The sequence below is a fragment of the Flavobacterium kingsejongi genome, assembly GCF_003076475.1.
GTDB lineage: Bacteria > Bacteroidota > Bacteroidia > Flavobacteriales > Flavobacteriaceae > Flavobacterium > Flavobacterium kingsejongi.
In genome coordinates this window covers 1,220,405-1,239,297 of sequence record NZ_CP020919.1, presented here as the reverse complement: position 1 = coordinate 1,239,297, position 18,893 = coordinate 1,220,405, and the positions used below count along the sequence as shown (strand labels likewise).

Annotated in this window: 18 protein-coding genes; 11 read left to right on the top strand and 7 right to left on the bottom strand. The window is 40.6% G+C overall.

Features of this window, described 5'->3' with window-relative positions:
- Positions 1–60: 60 nt before the first annotated feature.
- From FK004_RS05140 to FK004_RS05130, 3 genes are all read right to left on the bottom strand, one after another.
- The gene (locus FK004_RS05140; RefSeq protein ID WP_108736306.1) at positions 61–720 is read right to left on the bottom strand and encodes an aspartate kinase; all 660 of its coding nucleotides are present in this window, start codon (positions 718–720) and stop codon (positions 61–63) included.
- Positions 721–793: 73 nt separating this feature from the next.
- Entirely contained in the window at positions 794–1,153 is a 360-nt protein-coding gene (locus FK004_RS05135) for a YraN family protein (RefSeq protein WP_108736305.1), read from the bottom strand.
- Between the two features lie 27 nt (positions 1,154–1,180).
- Positions 1,181–2,074, bottom strand: a complete 894-nt coding sequence (locus tag FK004_RS05130) for a S66 peptidase family protein (protein WP_420358892.1) — start codon at positions 2,072–2,074, stop codon at positions 1,181–1,183.
- Positions 2,075–2,466: 392 nt separating this feature from the next.
- On the opposite strand from FK004_RS05130, the gene metG reads away from it, so the two are divergent.
- Genes metG through FK004_RS05100 form a run of 5 tightly spaced genes read left to right on the top strand, consistent with a single transcriptional unit; the run spans position 2,467 to position 8,336 of the window.
- Entirely contained in the window at positions 2,467–4,596 is a 2,130-nt protein-coding gene (metG, locus tag FK004_RS05120) for a methionine--tRNA ligase (RefSeq protein ID WP_108736302.1), read from the top strand.
- Between the two features lie 54 nt (positions 4,597–4,650).
- Entirely contained in the window at positions 4,651–5,340 is a 690-nt protein-coding gene (locus tag FK004_RS05115; RefSeq protein ID WP_108736301.1) for an HAD family hydrolase, read from the top strand.
- Entirely contained in the window at positions 5,337–5,966 is a 630-nt protein-coding gene (locus FK004_RS05110) for a chloramphenicol acetyltransferase (protein ID WP_108736300.1), read from the top strand. Before FK004_RS05115 ends, FK004_RS05110 begins: the two co-directional genes overlap by 4 nt.
- Positions 5,967–6,015: 49 nt before the next feature.
- Positions 6,016–7,422, top strand: coding sequence for a hypothetical protein (locus FK004_RS05105; RefSeq protein WP_108736299.1), 1,407 nt, complete (start codon positions 6,016–6,018; stop codon positions 7,420–7,422).
- Positions 7,423–7,433: 11 nt separating this feature from the next.
- The gene (locus FK004_RS05100) at positions 7,434–8,336 is read left to right on the top strand and encodes a histone deacetylase family protein (RefSeq protein ID WP_108736298.1); all 903 of its coding nucleotides are present in this window, start codon (positions 7,434–7,436) and stop codon (positions 8,334–8,336) included.
- A gap of 66 nt (positions 8,337–8,402) precedes the next feature.
- On the opposite strand, the gene FK004_RS05095 is transcribed toward FK004_RS05100, so the two are convergent.
- Positions 8,403–8,735, bottom strand: a complete 333-nt coding sequence (locus tag FK004_RS05095) for a single-stranded DNA-binding protein (RefSeq protein WP_108736297.1) — start codon at positions 8,733–8,735, stop codon at positions 8,403–8,405.
- A gap of 186 nt (positions 8,736–8,921) precedes the next feature.
- On the opposite strand from FK004_RS05095, the gene FK004_RS05090 reads away from it, so the two are divergent.
- From FK004_RS05090 to FK004_RS05065, 6 genes are all read left to right on the top strand, one after another.
- Positions 8,922–10,448: a bifunctional GNAT family N-acetyltransferase/carbon-nitrogen hydrolase family protein gene (locus FK004_RS05090; RefSeq protein ID WP_108738754.1), complete on the top strand. Its 1,527-nt coding sequence runs from the start codon at positions 8,922–8,924 to the stop codon at positions 10,446–10,448.
- A 69-nt stretch (positions 10,449–10,517) separates the two neighbouring features.
- On the top strand, positions 10,518–10,871 hold the full coding sequence (locus tag FK004_RS05085) for a DNA gyrase inhibitor YacG (RefSeq protein ID WP_108736296.1): 354 nt from the start codon (positions 10,518–10,520) through the stop codon (positions 10,869–10,871).
- Complete coding sequence (locus FK004_RS05080) at positions 10,868–11,668, top strand: SDR family oxidoreductase (protein ID WP_108736295.1); 801 nt, start codon at positions 10,868–10,870, stop codon at positions 11,666–11,668. The genes FK004_RS05085 and FK004_RS05080 overlap by 4 nt, the downstream gene beginning before the upstream one ends.
- A 404-nt stretch (positions 11,669–12,072) precedes the next feature.
- Entirely contained in the window at positions 12,073–12,321 is a 249-nt protein-coding gene (locus tag FK004_RS05075; protein ID WP_108736294.1) for a hypothetical protein, read from the top strand.
- A gap of 56 nt (positions 12,322–12,377) precedes the next feature.
- Positions 12,378–13,259, top strand: a complete 882-nt coding sequence (locus FK004_RS05070; RefSeq protein WP_108736293.1) for a hypothetical protein — start codon at positions 12,378–12,380, stop codon at positions 13,257–13,259.
- Between the two features lie 3 nt (positions 13,260–13,262).
- Positions 13,263–13,721, top strand: coding sequence for a TlpA family protein disulfide reductase (locus FK004_RS05065; RefSeq protein WP_108736292.1), 459 nt, complete (start codon positions 13,263–13,265; stop codon positions 13,719–13,721).
- An 808-nt stretch (positions 13,722–14,529) separates the two neighbouring features.
- Here FK004_RS05065 and FK004_RS05060 read toward each other — a convergent pair.
- The 3 genes from FK004_RS05060 to FK004_RS05050 form a co-directional block, all read right to left on the bottom strand.
- Positions 14,530–14,940, bottom strand: coding sequence for a BrxA/BrxB family bacilliredoxin (locus tag FK004_RS05060; protein ID WP_108736291.1), 411 nt, complete (start codon positions 14,938–14,940; stop codon positions 14,530–14,532).
- Positions 14,941–15,036: 96 nt separating this feature from the next.
- Positions 15,037–16,194, bottom strand: a complete 1,158-nt coding sequence (locus FK004_RS05055; RefSeq protein ID WP_108736290.1) for a PepSY-associated TM helix domain-containing protein — start codon at positions 16,192–16,194, stop codon at positions 15,037–15,039.
- A 110-nt stretch (positions 16,195–16,304) separates the two neighbouring features.
- Positions 16,305–18,683, bottom strand: coding sequence for a TonB-dependent receptor (locus FK004_RS05050; RefSeq protein WP_108736289.1), 2,379 nt, complete (start codon positions 18,681–18,683; stop codon positions 16,305–16,307).
- Positions 18,684–18,893 lie beyond the last annotated feature (210 nt).

The following is an 18,893-nucleotide window of genomic DNA, read 5'->3' as shown; positions in this document are numbered from 1 at the left end:
TTCATTGCAATGAACAGGTTTTTTTATCGTCAATCTGGTTATAGTAATGTTATACCCCAATTATAGACTTTTAAGATCTTTGATCACTTTGAAAGCCAAATCAACTTCATCATCATTTACAAGAATTGTAAATTCATAAGAAGTAGAAATCACCTCATTGATGATAATACCTTCCCAGGCTAATCTCTGGAAAATAAAATAATAAATTCCCGGAGTAGAAACGTTATCTTTTGGAAGTTTCACAGTAATAGAAGCCAGATTAGAGAATTTATGGATCAGTCGCTCTCCGGCTAAATGCTTTTCAACCATGTGAGCTACACTGTCGCTTACTACGATATTAGTTTCACTCACCCCACGGGATGAAGTATAAAAAATATCAGAATGATCATTAATATCTGTAATTAATTCGGCTTGTTTGTGTAAAATAGAATCAGAAACAGAATATGTGAAATCAGATAAAGAAGAACGAACAGTAATTTCGCCTATACTCTTTAGCACTTTCACAATTTTGTGGTTTAACCTGAAATCCAAATCTTCAGATAATCTCTTTAGTGCCATAACAATAGCACCCTGCTTAATCTCTTTTCCTAATTCCTGCTGCAATTCCGGCATCATGTTTCTGGCTAATGAGGTCAGATTGATGATTCCCTGTGATAGTGCACTTAGCAGGAAAGGCTTTGTTTTAATATAATTTTCAACAACGGAGGAAATTGTTTTCATAAAATAATGTAGTTTTAGTAGTTTAGTTTGCCAAATGTAGTGCAAAATACAATTTGTTACAAATTGAACAGGGTTAAAAATGAAAAAAAGCGTCTTTTAAATGCGCTATGTTATATTTATCGTTAGCTTTATAGACGCCGATAACGTCAAAACGCACATTGACATCCAAATCATTGGAGACAACATATTCATCTACAGCCTTCAATAATAATTTTATCTTTTTGGCGTTTACAAAATCCTGAGGAAGGCCAAAATCAAGGGAGGAACGTGTCTTAACCTCAACAATGGCGAGGGTTTGTGATTTTTGTGCAATAATATCAACTTCTGCTTTTTGAAAAAACCAATTCGTCTCCAGAATGGTATAGCCTTGTTCCTTAAGGTATTCAGCGGCTAATTTTTCACCCAATTTTCCCAATTCATTATGCTCCGCCATACGCTTGGATTTTTCAAATGTTAAATTTTAAAATTTTACAATTGTCTCTTGATTTGTGACATCCAAAATAATAGTTTTTCCGAAAATAAGGGCTCTATTATCCTTAATATGACCAGCCGGGAAGTTGTAAGCAACAGGAATTTTGAGATCCTTTACAATGTCCTGGATAATCTCCAGCGCATCTTTCCCCCATGGGATATCATTGTCATTCATCGAGGTCATTCCACCGATAATAATTCCTTTGAGTCCATTCAGGGAACCGTTCCTTTTCAGGTTCATCATCATTCGGTCAATATGGTACAGGTATTCGTCCAGATCTTCCAGGAAAAGTATTTTCCCTTTCATGTCTACCGCCGAACTGGATCCCTGTATACTATAAAGTACCGATAGGTTTCCGCCGACGAGTTCTCCTTCTGCCCGTCCTGTTTTGTTAAAAGGATGAGAGGGGATATGGTATTCCAGGTGTTCTCCGAAAAGCGCTTTCCGAAAGGATTCGATCGCTTCGGGTGTAGCACTTTTCACCGTTAGGCACATCACCGCATGCAGGGTGGCAATATCCATGTTGTTAATATGGCTGTGCAATACCGTAACATCGCTAAAACCTACAATCCATTTGGGTTTCTTTTTAAAATTAGTAAAGTCAATGCGGTCCACGATCCGTACTGTTCCGTAGCCGCCTTTAGCTGCCCAGATGGCCTTCACTTTGGGATTGTCCAGCATTTCCTGAAAATCGGTGGCGCGTTGCCAGTCGGCTCCTGCCAGTTGGTGCTCCTCTTTTCCAATTGTTTTACCCACCAGCACATGCAACCCCCAGCTTTCCAGCAATTTTATAGCGGGCTGTAGCGTGGCCAAATCAATTTTACGGGCTGTAGCAACGATCCCTACCGTATCTCCTTTGTGTAAAAATTCAGGCATAATTATTTTATTTTGTGCTTTAAGCCCTATAGGGCTGTATATCATCAGTAACAATAGTAGTATATTCCGTAGTTTCCTTTGCCTCATATTCATTTTTCATTTAAACAAATTAACGATTTTTTTCTAAAAAATTCCGTTGTCACCGCTTAAGTCTTTCCTTTTTTTGCCTTTCCTCCCACTACAAAAATGGATTTTCCCATAGCCCCGATGGGCAGCAGTATCCTTTTTGTACCGAAAGGTAAATTCCGTACTATCCGTGATAAAAGATACTGCAGACAGCGGGAACACGGCATCCTGAAAAAGCCCGTCCCTTTCGCTCCTCACTGCCAGAATTATAGTACCATTTTAGGTATTTCAACGCCAATAGATTATTTTTGCATACTATTTAAAGAAAATCCATGATACAAAATCCGAAAAGATATACGATTACGGCCGCTTTGCCTTATACGAACGGTCCCATCCACATCGGGCACTTAGCTGGTGTTTATGTTCCCTCTGATATTTATGCGCGATTCCTGCGCCTCCAAAACAAAGATGTCGCCTTTATATGCGGTAGCGATGAGCATGGAGTGGCAATCTCGATGAAAGCTAAAAAAGAAGGCATCACACCACAGGAGGTAATCGATAAATATCATGCGATCATCAAAAAATCGTTTGAAGATTTTGGAATTTCTTTTGATAATTACTCCCGCACTTCGGCGAAAATCCACCATGATACCGCTTCTGAATTTTTCAGGACGTTATACGACAAAGGTGATTTTATCGAAGAAGTAACCGAACAGCTTTACGATGCACAGGCCGACCAGTTCCTCGCCGACCGATTTGTCGTGGGAACCTGCCCTAAATGTGGAAATGAAGAAGCCTATGGTGACCAATGCGAAAAATGTGGTTCCACATTGAACGCTACTGACCTGATCAATCCAAAATCCACCATTACCGGAACTGTTCCGATATTAAAATCGACCAAACACTGGTTCCTGCCGTTGGATCGCTATGATGAATTCCTACGCGAATGGATCCTCGTAGGCCATAAAAATGACTGGAAACCGAATGTATACGGCCAGGTAAAATCGTGGCTGGATGATGGGTTAAAACCCCGTGCTGTAACCCGAGATTTGGATTGGGGAATTCCTGTTCCTGTACCTGGTGCAGAAGGAAAGGTACTGTATGTATGGTTTGATGCGCCTATCGGATATATTTCTTCTACCAAAGAATGGGCAAAACGTGTGGGTAAAGACTGGGAGCCATATTGGAAAAGTGAAGACACCAAATTGGTACACTTCATTGGAAAAGACAATATCGTTTTCCACTGTGTTATTTTCCCGGCGATGCTCAAAGCAGAAGGCAGCTATATCCTTCCGGATAATGTACCGGCCAATGAATTCCTGAACCTGGAAGGTAACAAACTATCCACCTCCAAAAACTGGGCGGTTTGGTTACACGAATACCTGGAAGATTTTCCGGACAAACAGGATGTATTACGCTATGCACTGACGTCCAATGCTCCCGAAACAAAAGACAATGATTTTACCTGGAAAGATTTCCAGTCCCGAAATAACAATGAATTAGTTGCCATATTTGGTAACTTTATCAACCGCGTTGTGGTCTTAACCAACAAATACTATGAGGGTGTAGTACCGCAACCAAATGCTTTTACAGCAGTAGACGAAGCAGTTTTAACCGAACTAAAAGCCTATCCTGATGTGATCGCCAGCTCTGTAGAACGCTACCGTTTCCGCGAAGCATTGGGCGAACTGATGAATGTAGCCCGTTTGGGTAATAAATATTTAGCCGATGAAGAGCCTTGGAAAGTAATTAAGGATAATCCGGAAAGGGTACAGACTCAAATGTATGTTGCCCTGCAGATTGCGGCAGCACTAAGCCTGTTAGCAGAGCCTTTTTTACCTTTTACCGCTTCCAAGCTGGGCACAATCCTAAACCTTCATGGCAGTGTTCCTGTTCTGGATACTTTAGGCATTACCGATCCAACGCTTATCCTTGCTGATGCCTTAAATGCAAAAGCGCTAACCTGGAAATTGATTTCAGAAGAATCAGACCTGATGCCTGCCGGACATAAAATCGGGAAAGCAGCTTTGCTTTTTGCTAAAATTGAAGATGAAGAAATCCAGAAGCAAATTGATAAGCTGGAAGCGACAAAAACGGCGAATAAAGTAGAAAACCGCAAAACAGAACCGCAAAAAGAAGCCATCCAATATGATGATTTTGCCGGAATGGACCTGCGTGTCGGAACCATCCTGGAAGCAGCAAAGATGCCAAAAGCCAACAAATTGCTGGTTTTAAAAGTAGATACCGGAATTGATGTCCGTACTATTGTTTCCGGATTAGCAGAGAGTTTTTCACCAGAAGAAATCGTTGGACGAAAAGTGACCGTATTGGTCAACCTGGCACCAAGAAACCTGAGAGGTGTCGAAAGCCAGGGAATGATCCTGATGACCAGTGATGCCGAAGGGAAACTGGTTTTTGTCAATCCGGATGCTGATGCACCAAATGGGGCAACCATAAATTAAAAATACGCTTACACCATCAGTCATCCGGTGGTGTAAGGGATAATTATACCACCTATGAGCCTGAAAGTTATTGCCTTTGATGCCGACGACACCCTTTGGGTAAATGAGCCTTATTTCGAGGAAGTAGAGAAGAAATTTTGTGGCCTGATGGGGGATTTCCTTTCCCACCAGGGATTAGCACAGGAAGTCTTTAAAACACAGATACGGAATCTCCCGCTTTATGGTTATGGTATTAAAGGGTATATTCTTTCCATGATCGAAACCGCCCTGACCGTTTCCGACAAAACCCTGAGTGTGGATGCTGTCGAGAAAATACTGCAATATGGCAAAGAACTGATCGACAAACCGATCGAGTTACTGGATGGTGTAGAGAATATCCTGGAATCCCTAAAGGGAAAATACCGCCTGGTAGTCGCGACCAAAGGAGACCTGCTCGACCAGCAACGCAAACTCCGGAAATCCGGATTGGGCCATTACTTTCACCACATTGAAGTCATGTCGGACAAACAGGAAACAGATTATCTGAAACTCATTCGCAGGCTTGATATCAAAGCTGATGAATTCATGATGATTGGGAATTCGCTAAAATCAGATGTACTTCCGGTATTAGGCATTGGTGGCCATGCGATCCACATCCCTTTCCATACCACCTGGGCACATGAAAAAATCGACCATACTATTGAGCATGTAAATTTTAAATCCTTTGAAAAAATTGCAGATGTACTGCAACTATTCACTTTATGAAACACGAATTAGACCTTGCCAACTGGCCCCGAAAGGAGCATTTTGAATTTTTCAGTAAATTCGAAGAGCCTTTCTTTGGCATCAATACAGTTATTGACTGTACCATTGCGTATGAAACTTCAAAGAAAAAAGGATTTTCATTTTTTTTATATTATTTGCATAAAACCCTTATTGCAGTGAATGCGGTTGAAAATTTCCGGTACCGGATTTCAGAAGGTCCGATTTATATACACGACACAATCAATGCTTCTGCCACACTGACCCGTGAGGATAATACCTTTGGCTTTTCGCTGATAGACTACCATACTGATTTCGAAACTTTCAGCGCCGGTGCGACTGCCGAAATCGAACGGGTACGCAACACTCCCGGGCTTTTTACCCGTAGCTTTGAGGACGATAATATCATTCATTTCTCCGCCATTCCCTGGATTGATTTTACGGCTTTGTCCCATGCGCGGAGTTATAGTTTCCCCGACAGTTGCCCTAAAATATCCGTAGGAAAAATGACCCTGCACCCCAATGGAAAAAGAACCATGCCCATTTCAGTACACGTGCACCATGGATTAATGGATGGCTACCATATCGGTGCATTCCTAACCCATTTACAGGAGGCTATGGATCACTAAAAAACCGGAAGCATCCCAAATATGAATGTAGAATTTAATATACCCCAATATGAAAAAATTAGTATGTACGTTTTTTATTCTTTATTCCGCTATGGGAGCGCTTGCACAAACGGTGCTCTCCAGACAGCCTTTGGAACTCAAAAAATCCAAAGTGTACCAACAGGCATTAAATGCCTTTAATGAAAAGAATGGGGAGATCTTCGCCTTTGTTGCAGACAAGGAAAACATCACCGCGTTACATTATAATAATTTTTTGTTTTATACCGACAGTATAAAACTGGAGGGTTATGATACTGCCTACAAAATCATGAGCGGGTACAGTTTCGATGAAAACGGGAATCCGTACCTCTATCGTGTCACACCTGAATTCAAAAAAATACAATCCGTTTATTTTGATTTTACCAACCGAAAAACAGCTACAGCCTCTTTCGACATCACTTTAAAAGAGGAGATGTTACTGAACAGTTTCAGTGAAAATGGTAATTTCTATATCCTAACCCTGATGAAATCCGGGGAAATGATGAAACTGTATGTTTTCAGGAATGGAAAAATGGAACAGCACTTCCTGGATTTTTCCGGCCATCCTATTGTGGATGAAAAAGGAAAAGCCATATCCCTGTACCAGTTATTCCTGGAAAATTCTTTACAGAAAATCGATACCCGTGGCATGAACCCTTTATTAGATGCCATACAAAAGAGTAAATTGTATGTGGATGGTACAAAAATGATCATCACTATCGATACCTCCAAACAAACCCAATTGTTTGAAATTGACCTGACCACCTATACCATTGTTGAAAAGAATTTCCAACAGCCCGTAGGTCAAAAAGCCAGCCTTACAAACTCCTTTTACCTTCAGGACAAACTCTACCACCTTAAAGTTAATAAAGAAGAATTAATCCTGTCCGCTATTACGGTGGATTCCCTAAAACCACTGCATCAATATACTGCTACGGCAGATGATAGTATCAGTTTCCGGAATTCTCCTTTGTATTCCCAAACCGGGAACAGCCGCAGGAAAGAATTAAAGAATACCAAAAAACTCCTGGACCGACTTTCCGCATCCTACGTTGCGCTTTCCGTTTATAAAACCCCGAATGACCTGTTAGTCACTGTCGGGGGGATCCGCAACGTACAAACTACCGGAAGCCTGATACTCACTGTTTCTGTTGGTGTTGCAGGCATTGCCACCGGCAATGGTTTTGCAGGTGATTTATTTGATAGCCCTAACGTACAAACCTCTTATTTTGAAGGCCTCTTCGATGAGACCTTTACCCATAAAACGTACCAGCAGGAAATACTGGCCAACGATTATATCGGCCAATTCATGTCGGAGCACCAGGAAGTCTCATTACAAACGGTTCTCCGTTATAAAGACTATTACATCATGGGTTACTACGATACCAAAACCAAAGAGTATGTCCTTCGGGAATTCCGGGATGCGGTTTCTTATTAAAAACAAAGCAAATGTTCCCAATCGCATACCACCCCATTTTCAGGCATCCCTTACCGGAAGCCCACCGCTTTCCGATGCTCAAATATGAACTGTTGCACCAACAGCTCCTGTATGAAGGAACCGTATCCGAAACCGATTTTTTCAGTCCTGAAAGTGCCAGTCTCGATACCGTATGCAACGTACATCAAAAAGAATATGTCGACCAGCTTGTCAATCTGACGCTCGAGGCACGGGCAGCCCGCAAAATTGGATTCCCACTTTCGGCAGCTTTGGTAGAACGGGAATTACGCATTGCCCAGGGCACCATCACCGGAGCTGAAAAAGCATTGGAAACCGGGATTGCTTTTAATAGTGCCGGAGGTACTCACCATGCTTATTCTGATCATGGGGAAGCATTCTGTCTCCTGAACGATCAGGCCATAGCCGCGCAACACCTGCTTGATCAGCAATTGGCCCGCAAAATACTCATCGTAGACCTCGATGTACATCAGGGAAATGGGACTGCTGCAATATTCCGGGAAAATCCAGCCGTTTTTACCTTTTCGGTACACGGAAAAACCAATTACCCCTTTAAAAAAGAAACCTCTGATCTCGATATCGCTTTACCCGATGGTACAACTGACACGGAATACCTGACGATCGTATCCCGGGTACTGCCCCAACTGATTACCGCAGAAAAACCCGACTTTATATTTTACCTGAGCGGCGTGGATATTCTGGAATCCGATAAATTAGGAAAACTGGGCTGTACTATTGAAGGCTGCCGTAAAAGGGACGAAATTGTTTTTAGCCACTGCAAAGCTGCCGGAATACCGGTACAATGCAGTATGGGCGGCGGCTATTCTCCGGACATCAAAACGATTATTGAAGCCCACGCAAATACCTATCGCACCGCAAGCCATATTTACAGCTAAAGCGAACAAACTATGGAAAGCCATCAGTACTACCAATGGCTTTTACTTTTCCCCCTACGCTGAAAACTAGCGTCCCAACAATAACAGTTCATGTACGACTACTTCTGTCGCATAACAGGTTTTTCCGTTTTTATCTTCATAAATCCGGTGGGTCAGTTTCCCGTCAACAGCAATCTCCTTTCCTTTAAGCACATATTTCTCAATGACTTCTGCCGTTTTACCCCAGGCTGATATGCGGTGCCATTCGGTTTGCTCTACTTTCTCCCCTTTGTCGTTGTAGTATATTTCATTCGTTGCGATAGTCAGGCGGGCTACTTTTTTTCCTCCGTCCAGGACTTTGATTTCAGGATCATTTCCTACATTCCCAATTAACTGTACTCTGTTTTTCATGGCATTCATGGCGTATAAATTTTAAAGGTTAATGTGTTCGTGTCGTTTTAAATCGCTGCTTAAAATCAACACCACAAAGGTGTAACAGTGCCCCATATTTATCCGGTTAAAAAACATTTAAGATCGTTTGTAGTTGTTTGTAACCGTTTGCAAACGGAAAAGATATTTCCTACCTTTAACAAAAAAGAACGATTTATGCAGACTGAAATTAATAAAGTTGAGCTTCGGAATTTAAAAATTGAAGATTATAAACAGCTCAAAAATTCCATGGTCAAAGCCTATTGTGAAATGGACGAGCCCTACTGGAAAGAAGAAGAAATTGAAAATCTGCTCGCCATCTTCCCCGAAGGCCAGCTGGTCATCCTGGTCGATGACAAAGTGGTGGGTTCTGCCCTTTCGCTGATTGTCGATTATAAAAAGGCGACTTCCAATCATACCTATGAAAAAATAACCGGAAATTATACGTTTTCTACCCATGATCCCAATGGAGAGGTGCTGTATGGCATTGATGTTTTTATCGATCCCGAATACCGTGGCCTCCGATTGGGAAGACGACTCTATGATGCCCGTAAGGAACTCTGTGAGCAGCTGAACCTGAAGTCGATTATTTTTGCCGGAAGGATTCCAAATTACAATGAGTTTTCAGAGGAAATGACCCCGAAACAATATATCGATAAGGTCCGGTTGAAAGAAGCCTACGATCCGGTATTATCCTTCCAGATCAGCAACGATTTCCACGTGATCAAGGTCATGAAAAATTACCTCGAAGGGGATAAAAGCTCCCACGAATATGCTGTGCTGTTAGAGTGGAATAACATCTATTACGACAAAAGCCCAAAACTGATTAACACCCGGAAGACGGTAATCCGATTAGGATTGGTACAATGGCAAATGCGGCCATTGGCCAATGTCGAAGCCCTCTTTGAGCAGGCAGAATTTTTTATCGATGTCGTTTCCGGATATGGAAGTGACTTTGCCGTTTTCCCCGAATTATTCATCGCTCCATTGATGGCGGATTTTAACCACCTGTCAGAAGCCGATGCCATCCGGGAGATCGCCCGCTATTCCGAACCCATCCGAAAACGATTCCAGGAATTTGCCATTTCGTATAATATCAATATCATCACAGGAAGCATGCCGCACCTGGAAGATGGGAACCTCTACAATGTAGGGTTCCTTTGTAAAAGGGATGGTACCTATGAGATGTATACCAAAATTCATATCACCCCTAACGAAGTACAGTATTGGGGAATGATCGGCGGATCCGAAATCAGGACCTTTGATACCGATTGTGGTAAAATCGGTATTATGATTTGTTATGATGTGGAATTTCCTGAATTATCACGACTGATGGCCGACGAAGGGATGGACATCCTCTTTGTGCCTTTCCTTACAGACACCCAAAATGGTTATACGCGCGTCAAACATTGTGCACAGGCAAGAGCGATCGAAAACGAATGTTATGTTGCTATCACCGGCTGTGTAGGAAATTTACCTAAAGTAAATAATATGGATATCCAATATGCCCAGGCGGCAGTATTCACCCCTTCCGATTTTGCCTTCCCATCCAACGGAATCAAAGCTGAAGCCACCCCTAATACCGAGATGACCCTGATTGTCGATGTAGATCTCGATTTACTGCGCCAGTTACACGAATTTGGAAGCGTCCGCATCTTAAAAGACCGTCGGAACGATTTGTATAAAATCCGGAAACTGAAATAATCTCCGGAAACCAACCACCCAACTGACTACCCCGAAACAAAAAAACATAGGATTCTAAAAACGAAAAGCATGGAAAAATTGTGTCCGGAATGTGAGGGAAAGATTATAGGTCGTGAAGACAAGAAATTCTGTAGTGATGGCTGCCGTAATGCGTTCAACAACAAAGTGAACAAAGACAGCACCAATTTAATGCGGAACACCAATAATAAACTTCGGAAAAATTACCGGATTTTAATAGCACTGAATGAAGGTGGAAAAACAAGGGTAACACGGACTCAATTGACCAGTAGAGGATTCGATTTTGACCATATCACCGCAATTTTAAATACAAAAAACGGGCATACCTATTATTTCCTGTACGATCAGGGCTACCTGCTCCTCGAAGATGGATATTGTATGCTCGTCAAAAAAGGCTTTAAATGAAAACGATCGCAATACTGGGCTGTGGCTGGCTGGGATTCCCATTAGCACAACAGCTTATAACACAAGGATACCGAATTAAAGGATCCACCACTACCCCTGCAAAACTCCCCATATTGGAAGCTGCAGGCATTATACCCTTCCAGATTACACTGGGAGCCGACGGAAATGAAGGCGCTATAACCGCATTCCTTGAAGGTGTTGAAACACTCCTCATTGATATTCCCCCAAAGTTACGCGGAGCCGTAAAGGAAAATTTTGTGCCCAAAATAGCGCATCTTATTCCCGAAATAAAAAGCGCATCTATTACTAATGTAATTTTCATCAGCTCTACTTCGGTCTATGCCGATGATAATACTACAGTTACAGTCACTACCCTCGCACAACCGGAAACTGATTCCGGCATCCAATTATTGGAAGCCGAAAAACTATTGCAGAACGATCCCGGCTTCAACACGACCGTAGTCCGCTTTGCAGGATTAATCGGTGAAGACCGGCATCCGGTAAAGTTCCTCTCCGGTAAAACAGGCATCAAAGATCCGGATGCTCCCATCAATCTAATCCATCAGGACGACTGTATTGGGATTTTGCAGCAAATTATCGCTAAAGAAAGCTGGAATACCACTTTCAATGCGGCAGCTCCTCACCATCCCTCCCGCAAGGAATATTACACTCAAAAAGCCAAGGAGTTGCAACTGCCGTTACCTGAATTTGAAAATGACGTACCTTCAAAAGGGAAAACAATCGATAGCCAAAAAGTGATTTCAGAATTGGGCTATACGTTTCAACAACGGTTATAAAAGAGCCTTTGCTTTTTTATGCAACATATTGTTTTGTACTGGTTAGCTATTACCAACAAATACCTATTTAGAATTCTACATTAAAGTGGTTACTATTATTTACGATTAGTAAACACACCTACGCAAGCATTTGACTATTAACTAAAAAAATGTTTTTAATATTCACCATTTGAGATTTTAAAATACAACACGCATTTATTATTGTCTCTTTTGCTATATCTTTAGGATATAATCAGTAATTCTTCTCATTCCCCTAACAGAACATTAGTTATTGCATTAAATGGGTCTCATTTCGGCACCTTATCCATGATGATGGTTTGGAGTTCATAATATTCTTGCAAGAGTAGTCAGAAGCCCGGCTGACTTAAACCGTTTGGGTAATTAATAAATTAAACATTGAGATTATGTTAAAAGATGTACTAAATTTAGAAGGTATTCAGGTTTTAAGTAAAACACAACAAAAGAGTATTAATGGTGGTATTAGAAACTGTGTGGGCCAAATAGGCAGCGAGCACTTTATATATCAACCAGGCACTACAGCCGGTCCGAATGCTGGAGAACTGGTGCCTGTTGCTATGAAATGCTATTTCACTTGTGAGAAATCATTTTTAGGTATCACAACAGGCCATACTACGATTGAAGCGGACTGCTAATTGAACTAAATAAAAATGCGGTTTTTCAGTATTGAAAAACCGCATATCTCTTATTCATGAATAAACTATACATCATTGCATTATTGTCTGTAATCTATAACAATTGTTATTCACAAGATAACAACCTTAGAAGCGCCACCTATTTTTTGGACTTGGCAACAAAGGAGCCGATCCAGGATGTTAGTGTAAAATATTTCAATACCAATGATACTGTAACATATATCTCTAACATCAAAGGAGCAGTAAATTCAGACCCGAAATTCCGGTTTCTAAAAGTGACACACCTCAACTATAAAGACACCATCCTTATCAATTCTGCTACTACTTTTTTTCTTACCCCGCTGAATCATAATCTCCAAGAAGTAAAGGTTGAAAAAAATAAAATTAAAAATAATTTTGGGATATCTGTTTTAAAACACCTCATGGATTATTCCATTAACTTTGTTTATAAAGATAGGGCATCGCTATACATTCCTTATGAAGAACAGTTTGCCTCGAAAAACATTCAATACCTGAAGTACGAATTAGTAGATATTCTGGGAGTTAAAAACATGAAGTACCTTCCTTTCAAAGCCAATATCTATAGTGTTGATACCATAACAATGCTACCGGATACAATAATCTACAAAAGTAAAATCATAAAAAAAAGCGATAGAAAAAAATGGGTCATCATTGATGTTGCATCAGAAAAAATACAAATACCCAAAGAAGGTGTTTTTATTGTTTTTGAAGTTTTAGACAGGGCTGATTATAAAACAGAATATGTCAACTCTTCACAAGGTCAAATACCTGCTGTCCCTACTGTGAGGGCTAAATTTCATGATGCTGCCAGCAAACAAAAATCCTATCTTTTAAGAACTACAGACAATAACGAACTAATCATGGAATGGGAGTCGTTGGATTGTGATCTCCAAATGGAAGTTGAATTTGAAAAATAAACTATGAAAATACGATTCTTACTACTATTAATGGTAGCATATTCCGTACCATTTTATGGACAGGAAAAATTATCTTTAGAAACTATTATTGCTCAAAATAAAGGAAAAGTTATCCTTGTAGATTATTGGGCAAGTTGGTGTAAGCCTTGTTTAAAGGAAATGAAAAAAATTCCAAATATCCATCAAAAATATGATGGGAAGGATATCGTTCTTGTATACTTGTCAATTGAACTCGATGAAAAAGCATGGAAAAAAGCTTCTGGAAAAATAGGGATTTCAGGGGATAAATACAATCTGATGACTTCTAAAATGAATAAGACGGGCACTAATAAACTTGCCAACAGTGCTATCCCTACTTATTTGATTTACAATAAAAAAGGGGAACTTGTCAATCATAATGCCCCCCATCCTAATGAAGGAAACAAATTGTATCTCGAATTAGACAAATATCTTAATGAGTAAATCATACATTCCGTTATGCAACACCACTTATAGCTATTAAAATACCTGCATATCATTTCAAATGAACTGAAAGCCATGAACTGTATGGTCTTTATAAAAAGAGCAACACAAGAAGGATCTTTATCATAATGGATCGGTAAACAAACACCTCACATCAACCAATAAACATACTATATCGAAACGGAATGCAATATAATCCATATGGTATCTTACCCTATCGAAAACCAACCCGAACCTATCGATAGCGAATAGTATCCTACCGAACCCTTACCATAGTATATCGGCAAAGAACACCACCTTATCGAAACTTAATCCCAACGTATCTACAAAGAACCCGAGTGTATCGAGACTCAATAGGTGCCTATCGATAGAAAATAATACCTTATCGAAGCTGTATCATATTTCATCGACAGAAAACCTGGCTTTATCGAAACATAAATCCACGCTATCGAAAAAGAATATTACCCTATCGAAACCGCTCAGGCCGCTATAGCAAAGGGATTACAGGCTGCAGTCATTTCATTCACTCCTATAGAAAAAGAAAATAACCGGATTGAAAGGATAGCCTAACCGAAAGATAAACAATAGGAATATATTCCCGATCTGCATGAAAAGAGTGCAGTCTTACGCAAAGCCACCGCTTTCGATCCCACAATTCAAAAAGGTCTTTAATCCGCTGCCGCAAATAGCAATCAGTTCAGAAACCAGAGTGTCACCCTACTCCAATTTACCTAGGCTATCACCTAACATCAGGGCATAAAAAAAACCACGCAGGAAGCGTGGTTTTGTACTTTTGAATCGGCTTTAATTAGCAGAATTCAGCGTATGCATCTTTAAGGTTTTCTGCAATCAGTTCAGCAGGACGTCCTTCGATATGGTGACGTTCCAGCATATGAACCAATTCTCCATCTTTGAAAAGTGCCAAACATGGCGAAGAAGGGGGAAAAGGGAACATAAATCCTCGGGCAGCATCAACAGCTTCTTTGTCAACACCAGCAAAAACAGTAACCATATGGTCTGGTTTTTTACTGTTATCCAAACTCATTTTTGCTCCTGGACGTGCATTTCTTGCAGCACACCCACAAACAGAGTTTACAACTACTAATGTGGTACCCGGTTTTGCTATTGCATTTTCAACAGCCCCTGCAGTATATAATTCTTCGAAACCAGCGTCTGAAAGCTCAGCACGCATTGGTTTTACCATTTCTTCTGGATACATAATCTTTTGTTTAGTTGCATTACTGCAAAGTTATATCCCCGCAAAGATAACAAGATTTCGTATCATTTATAATTCTATGATTATAAAGATTTGTTATCATACGATAACCTTTTTCTTTTTCTTCGGTTTACGAAGTTTATTGATCCAGATAATAATACCCGTGATGGGAAGGCTTGTAGCAATCAGGCAGACAATGAAATAGATAATTTTAGAAAAAAGCCCGAAGATATCCCCGGTATGGATCGGCTTGATTTGAGAAGCAATCTTTTCACCCAATTTTTTATCTGCAAAAATATCCTTTTTCAATACTGCACCAGTAAACTGGTCTACACTATAACGGTCATTCGAAGCCTCATTAAAAGCATCCGCTTCATATTTGGTAATCTCTACAGCATCTTCCACCGATTTCGGGATCGAGATTACTGTTTTTCCTTTATAGGGAAGCAGGCTGTCAGCAAGTATCCGGAATTCAGAAATTGTTAGTGCTTTTGCATTAGGTACTACCGTTGAATGGGGCTTTTTCTCACCTCGTTGTGCAAAAACCTTAGATCCCAGCACGGAACTTAAACCGTCTTTATACCACTCAAACGACCAGCATAGTCCGGTAAAGGCCATGATCAGGATGATAATACAAGTATAAAAACCCAACGTATTGTGCAGGTCATGATTGATTCGTTTCCAGTTGGCTTTCCGCTTAATCACCAGACCAGGTTTAAGGCTTTTAAAACCTTTGATTTTTTTAGGGAACCATAATACGATTCCGGTGATACTGAGCACTACAAAGATTAGAGTAGCAATGCCTACTATCGGCCGTCCAATAGCCTCGTCAAAGGTCAGCCATCGGTGCATCTTAAACATAAACCGGAAAAACTCCGATGCAGGCCCTTTACCATTCCCCAGGATCTCCTGATTGTATGGATTCACATAATAGGTCTCTCCACGCTTGTCCTCTTTTCCTTTACTGACCTGGAGTTCATACGGCTGGTACGCATCTTCATGGATGGTAATACGGGTTACTTTTCCTTTTGTTTCCTTTTGTGTTTTGGCAATCAGGATTTCCGGATCTGCTTTCGCAGTACCAATTTTCTCGATGTGGAACTTCTGTGGTTCCAACCAGGTATCGACTTCAGCATGAAACACATATAAGGTCCCGCTCAGGCATACGAAAAACAAGACAATAGCACTTGCTATTCCTAACCAGAGATGTGCGTCATTAATAAATTTACGAAATGTGTAGCCTTGTTTCTTTTTCATGACAGGTAATTTACTTTAAATAAATGGTGCAACGATGCAGATTTTTTATAAACCGGAAAAACGGCCTTCCGGCCAAGCCGAAAAACCGTTCACATTTCTAAATCAAATTCTTAGAAGCGGTACGTCAGTACCCCTGCGTAATTTACAGGATCTATCTGGTTGATATAGGATGTCCTGTAAGCATTGTAACCCATTTCATCAAATACATTATTGACCAGCACACGAACATCCCAATGCCTGTTGATCGCATAACCGGCCTGAAAGTTTACAACGGTATAGGCTTTCATATCAAAAGGCTTTTGCCCCGGAATAATTCCTTCATGGGTTACCGGTCCTGAAGACCAGTCATTCATCGGACGGTCACCAATATAATACACTCCCGCTGCCAATGACAATCCTTCCAGGTCATTATTTACAAATGTATAATTTGCCCAGGCATTGAATGTATGTTTCGGTGTATTTAACGGTGATGAATTGTACACATACGACGTATGTTCTTTATATTTTGCATCGATATACGAATATCCTGTAATCACTTCCAGGTTCGGTAAAATTCGTCCGGAAAGTTCTGCTTCGATTCCCTGGCGTTGGTCATTTCCTCCTTTTTGGAAATACCCTGTTGCTACCCAGTTTTCATCATACGTTGGAAGGTTCATGTCTTTATTGTTGATTTTAAAGAAGGTCACATTAAAACGCAAACGGTCATTGATCCATGATGTTTTCCATCCTGCTTCCAACTGATCCCATCGTTCATTCCCCAGTTCACTTCCGTTGACATCCCTGCGTGTCGCCGATCTTGGATTGGAACTGTTGGTATAGGAGGCAAAAAAGTTGACATTTTTAATAGGCGTGATCATAATTCCTCCAAGTGGATTCCAGGCATCGCTTTTATTAACGCCTAACGTGGTGATTTCAGTAGTTTCTACCGAACTATAGCGTACTCCTACAAAGGTTTTTACCCATCGGTTCCAGGTGGTTACGCCCTGGGCCAAAAGACCCAATCCGCGGGAAGTAGATCCTGCAATGGTCAAGGCTCCTAAAGCTGCATTAGTGCTGGAAAGATCATTATTAATCGGGGCGAATACATTAATGGTATCCAATGTAGCAGATGATCCGCTGGTGGTTGAAACACTATTTTTATTATAATCCATTCCAATCTGGAAAGTATGTTTAATCGACCCTGTCTGTAAATCCTGCGCTACTAAATCCAGTTGCAGCACTTCATTCATATCTTTACGTGTACTTTCATTATAGCTCCTTTTTCTCAGATTGTATTGTGATCCTGCTCCGGCCAACACCGCACCACGGTCATCAATATCAAGATCGGATTTAAAATAAGAAGCTTTTACAGAGAAAACATCATTGATCTTCCGATCCAAACGCACCGAATAAGTAGCATTTTGTGTGATGGTACGATCGGAATTGAATCCTAAAAACTGATTGTTCGGAAGGTTATAGATGGCATACGTATCATTCCCGGCAAGATTGATGGTTCCTACATCGGGTGTCCTGCTGTCATCCAGGTAATCCATTTCTACCGTAATGGTGGTTTTATCATTGGCTCTCCATGCCAGCGATGGATTGACATACAAACGTTCGCCAGAAACCTGGCTTCTGTAACTGTCTTTTGTTTCATAAGCCCCATTAATACGGAATGCTATTTTCTCATTGTCATCTATAGGGCCATACACATCAAACTGTGGCCTCATGAATCCCCAGCTTCCCGCACGCATTGAAACACTTCCGCCGGAGTGGAATTTTGGCGTTTTGGTAACGATATTAATTACACCACCCGGGCTACCGATATCGGTTGCCACTCCTTGTGTGATGGCTGCCACTCCTTTTAATACCTGAATATTGTCAATTCCCGCAGCATCGGTAATAATACCTATACCCCGAAAATCTGAATTTACACGTACTCCATTTTTCAGGATTGGAATCCCACGGTAACCTCTGGAACCCATACTTTCTCTTTTGTTTCCGTAAGATGCAAAAGCATATACTCCCGGAACGTTACGTGTTGCCTCAGTAATCGTAAGCGCACCCTGCTGTTCTATTACTTTTTCAGAAATTACTGAAATACTCTGGATTTGTTCACTTGGTTTCAACGGAAGACGCGTCAGGTTTTGTAGCTTATCTGGCTGTTTGTTCCGCACACCGAATACCTCAACCTGATCCAGTTCACTATTTTCTACCATAATGGATTTGTTCAGAACGGTAATCGGTTTGTCAATTTTTACGGTGACTGTTTGAGTTGTAAAACCTACCATACCAATACGAATCATATATTTTCCGTAGGTAAGATTTTCTAAAACATAATTTCCCGAAACATCAGACGTGACAGAAACGTTTATTTCTGGCAGTACAATATTCACATCCTGTACCGGATTATTTTTTTCATCGGTAATTGTGCCTTTTAATGTTCCTGTTTGGGCAACACTACTCCAATTGACCGCCAAAAGGATCATAAATGTGTAAAGTAATCTCATAATTCTTATATTATTTAGACTGAATAAAAACAATACAAATTTATTGTCTCTGCCTAAATATTAAAAATGATTACGAATAATAAGTGAAAAGTAATTTTTAAAGCAATGAAAAACAGTTAATTACAAAAACAACAACACTGTTAAGCTATTTTTATAACAAAAAGGTCAGAAAATACGAGTCCTATTTTTTATTAACATTTTGATTACACA

Coding starts and splice junctions, on each gene's coding strand:
- FK004_RS05070 (WP_108736293.1), top strand. CDS start 12,378: ATGAATAAACTATACATCATTGCATTATTGTCTGTAATCTATAACAAT.
- FK004_RS05100 (WP_108736298.1), top strand. CDS start 7,434: ATGTTCCCAATCGCATACCACCCCATTTTCAGGCATCCCTTACCGGAA.
- FK004_RS05095 (WP_108736297.1), bottom strand. CDS start 8,735: ATGAATGCCATGAAAAACAGAGTACAGTTAATTGGGAATGTAGGAAAT.
- FK004_RS05090 (WP_108738754.1), top strand. CDS start 8,922: ATGCAGACTGAAATTAATAAAGTTGAGCTTCGGAATTTAAAAATTGAA.
- FK004_RS05060 (WP_108736291.1), bottom strand. CDS start 14,940: ATGTATCCAGAAGAAATGGTAAAACCAATGCGTGCTGAGCTTTCAGAC.
- FK004_RS05105 (WP_108736299.1), top strand. CDS start 6,016: ATGAAAAAATTAGTATGTACGTTTTTTATTCTTTATTCCGCTATGGGA.
- FK004_RS05115 (WP_108736301.1), top strand. CDS start 4,651: ATGAGCCTGAAAGTTATTGCCTTTGATGCCGACGACACCCTTTGGGTA.
- FK004_RS05080 (WP_108736295.1), top strand. CDS start 10,868: ATGAAAACGATCGCAATACTGGGCTGTGGCTGGCTGGGATTCCCATTA.
- FK004_RS05110 (WP_108736300.1), top strand. CDS start 5,337: ATGAAACACGAATTAGACCTTGCCAACTGGCCCCGAAAGGAGCATTTT.
- FK004_RS05050 (WP_108736289.1), bottom strand. CDS start 18,683: ATGAGATTACTTTACACATTTATGATCCTTTTGGCGGTCAATTGGAGT.
- FK004_RS05085 (WP_108736296.1), top strand. CDS start 10,518: ATGGAAAAATTGTGTCCGGAATGTGAGGGAAAGATTATAGGTCGTGAA.
- FK004_RS05075 (WP_108736294.1), top strand. CDS start 12,073: ATGTTAAAAGATGTACTAAATTTAGAAGGTATTCAGGTTTTAAGTAAA.
- FK004_RS05065 (WP_108736292.1), top strand. CDS start 13,263: ATGAAAATACGATTCTTACTACTATTAATGGTAGCATATTCCGTACCA.
- metG (WP_108736302.1), top strand. CDS start 2,467: ATGATACAAAATCCGAAAAGATATACGATTACGGCCGCTTTGCCTTAT.
- FK004_RS05055 (WP_108736290.1), bottom strand. CDS start 16,194: ATGAAAAAGAAACAAGGCTACACATTTCGTAAATTTATTAATGACGCA.
- FK004_RS05140 (WP_108736306.1), bottom strand. CDS start 720: ATGAAAACAATTTCCTCCGTTGTTGAAAATTATATTAAAACAAAGCCT.
- FK004_RS05135 (WP_108736305.1), bottom strand. CDS start 1,153: ATGGCGGAGCATAATGAATTGGGAAAATTGGGTGAAAAATTAGCCGCT.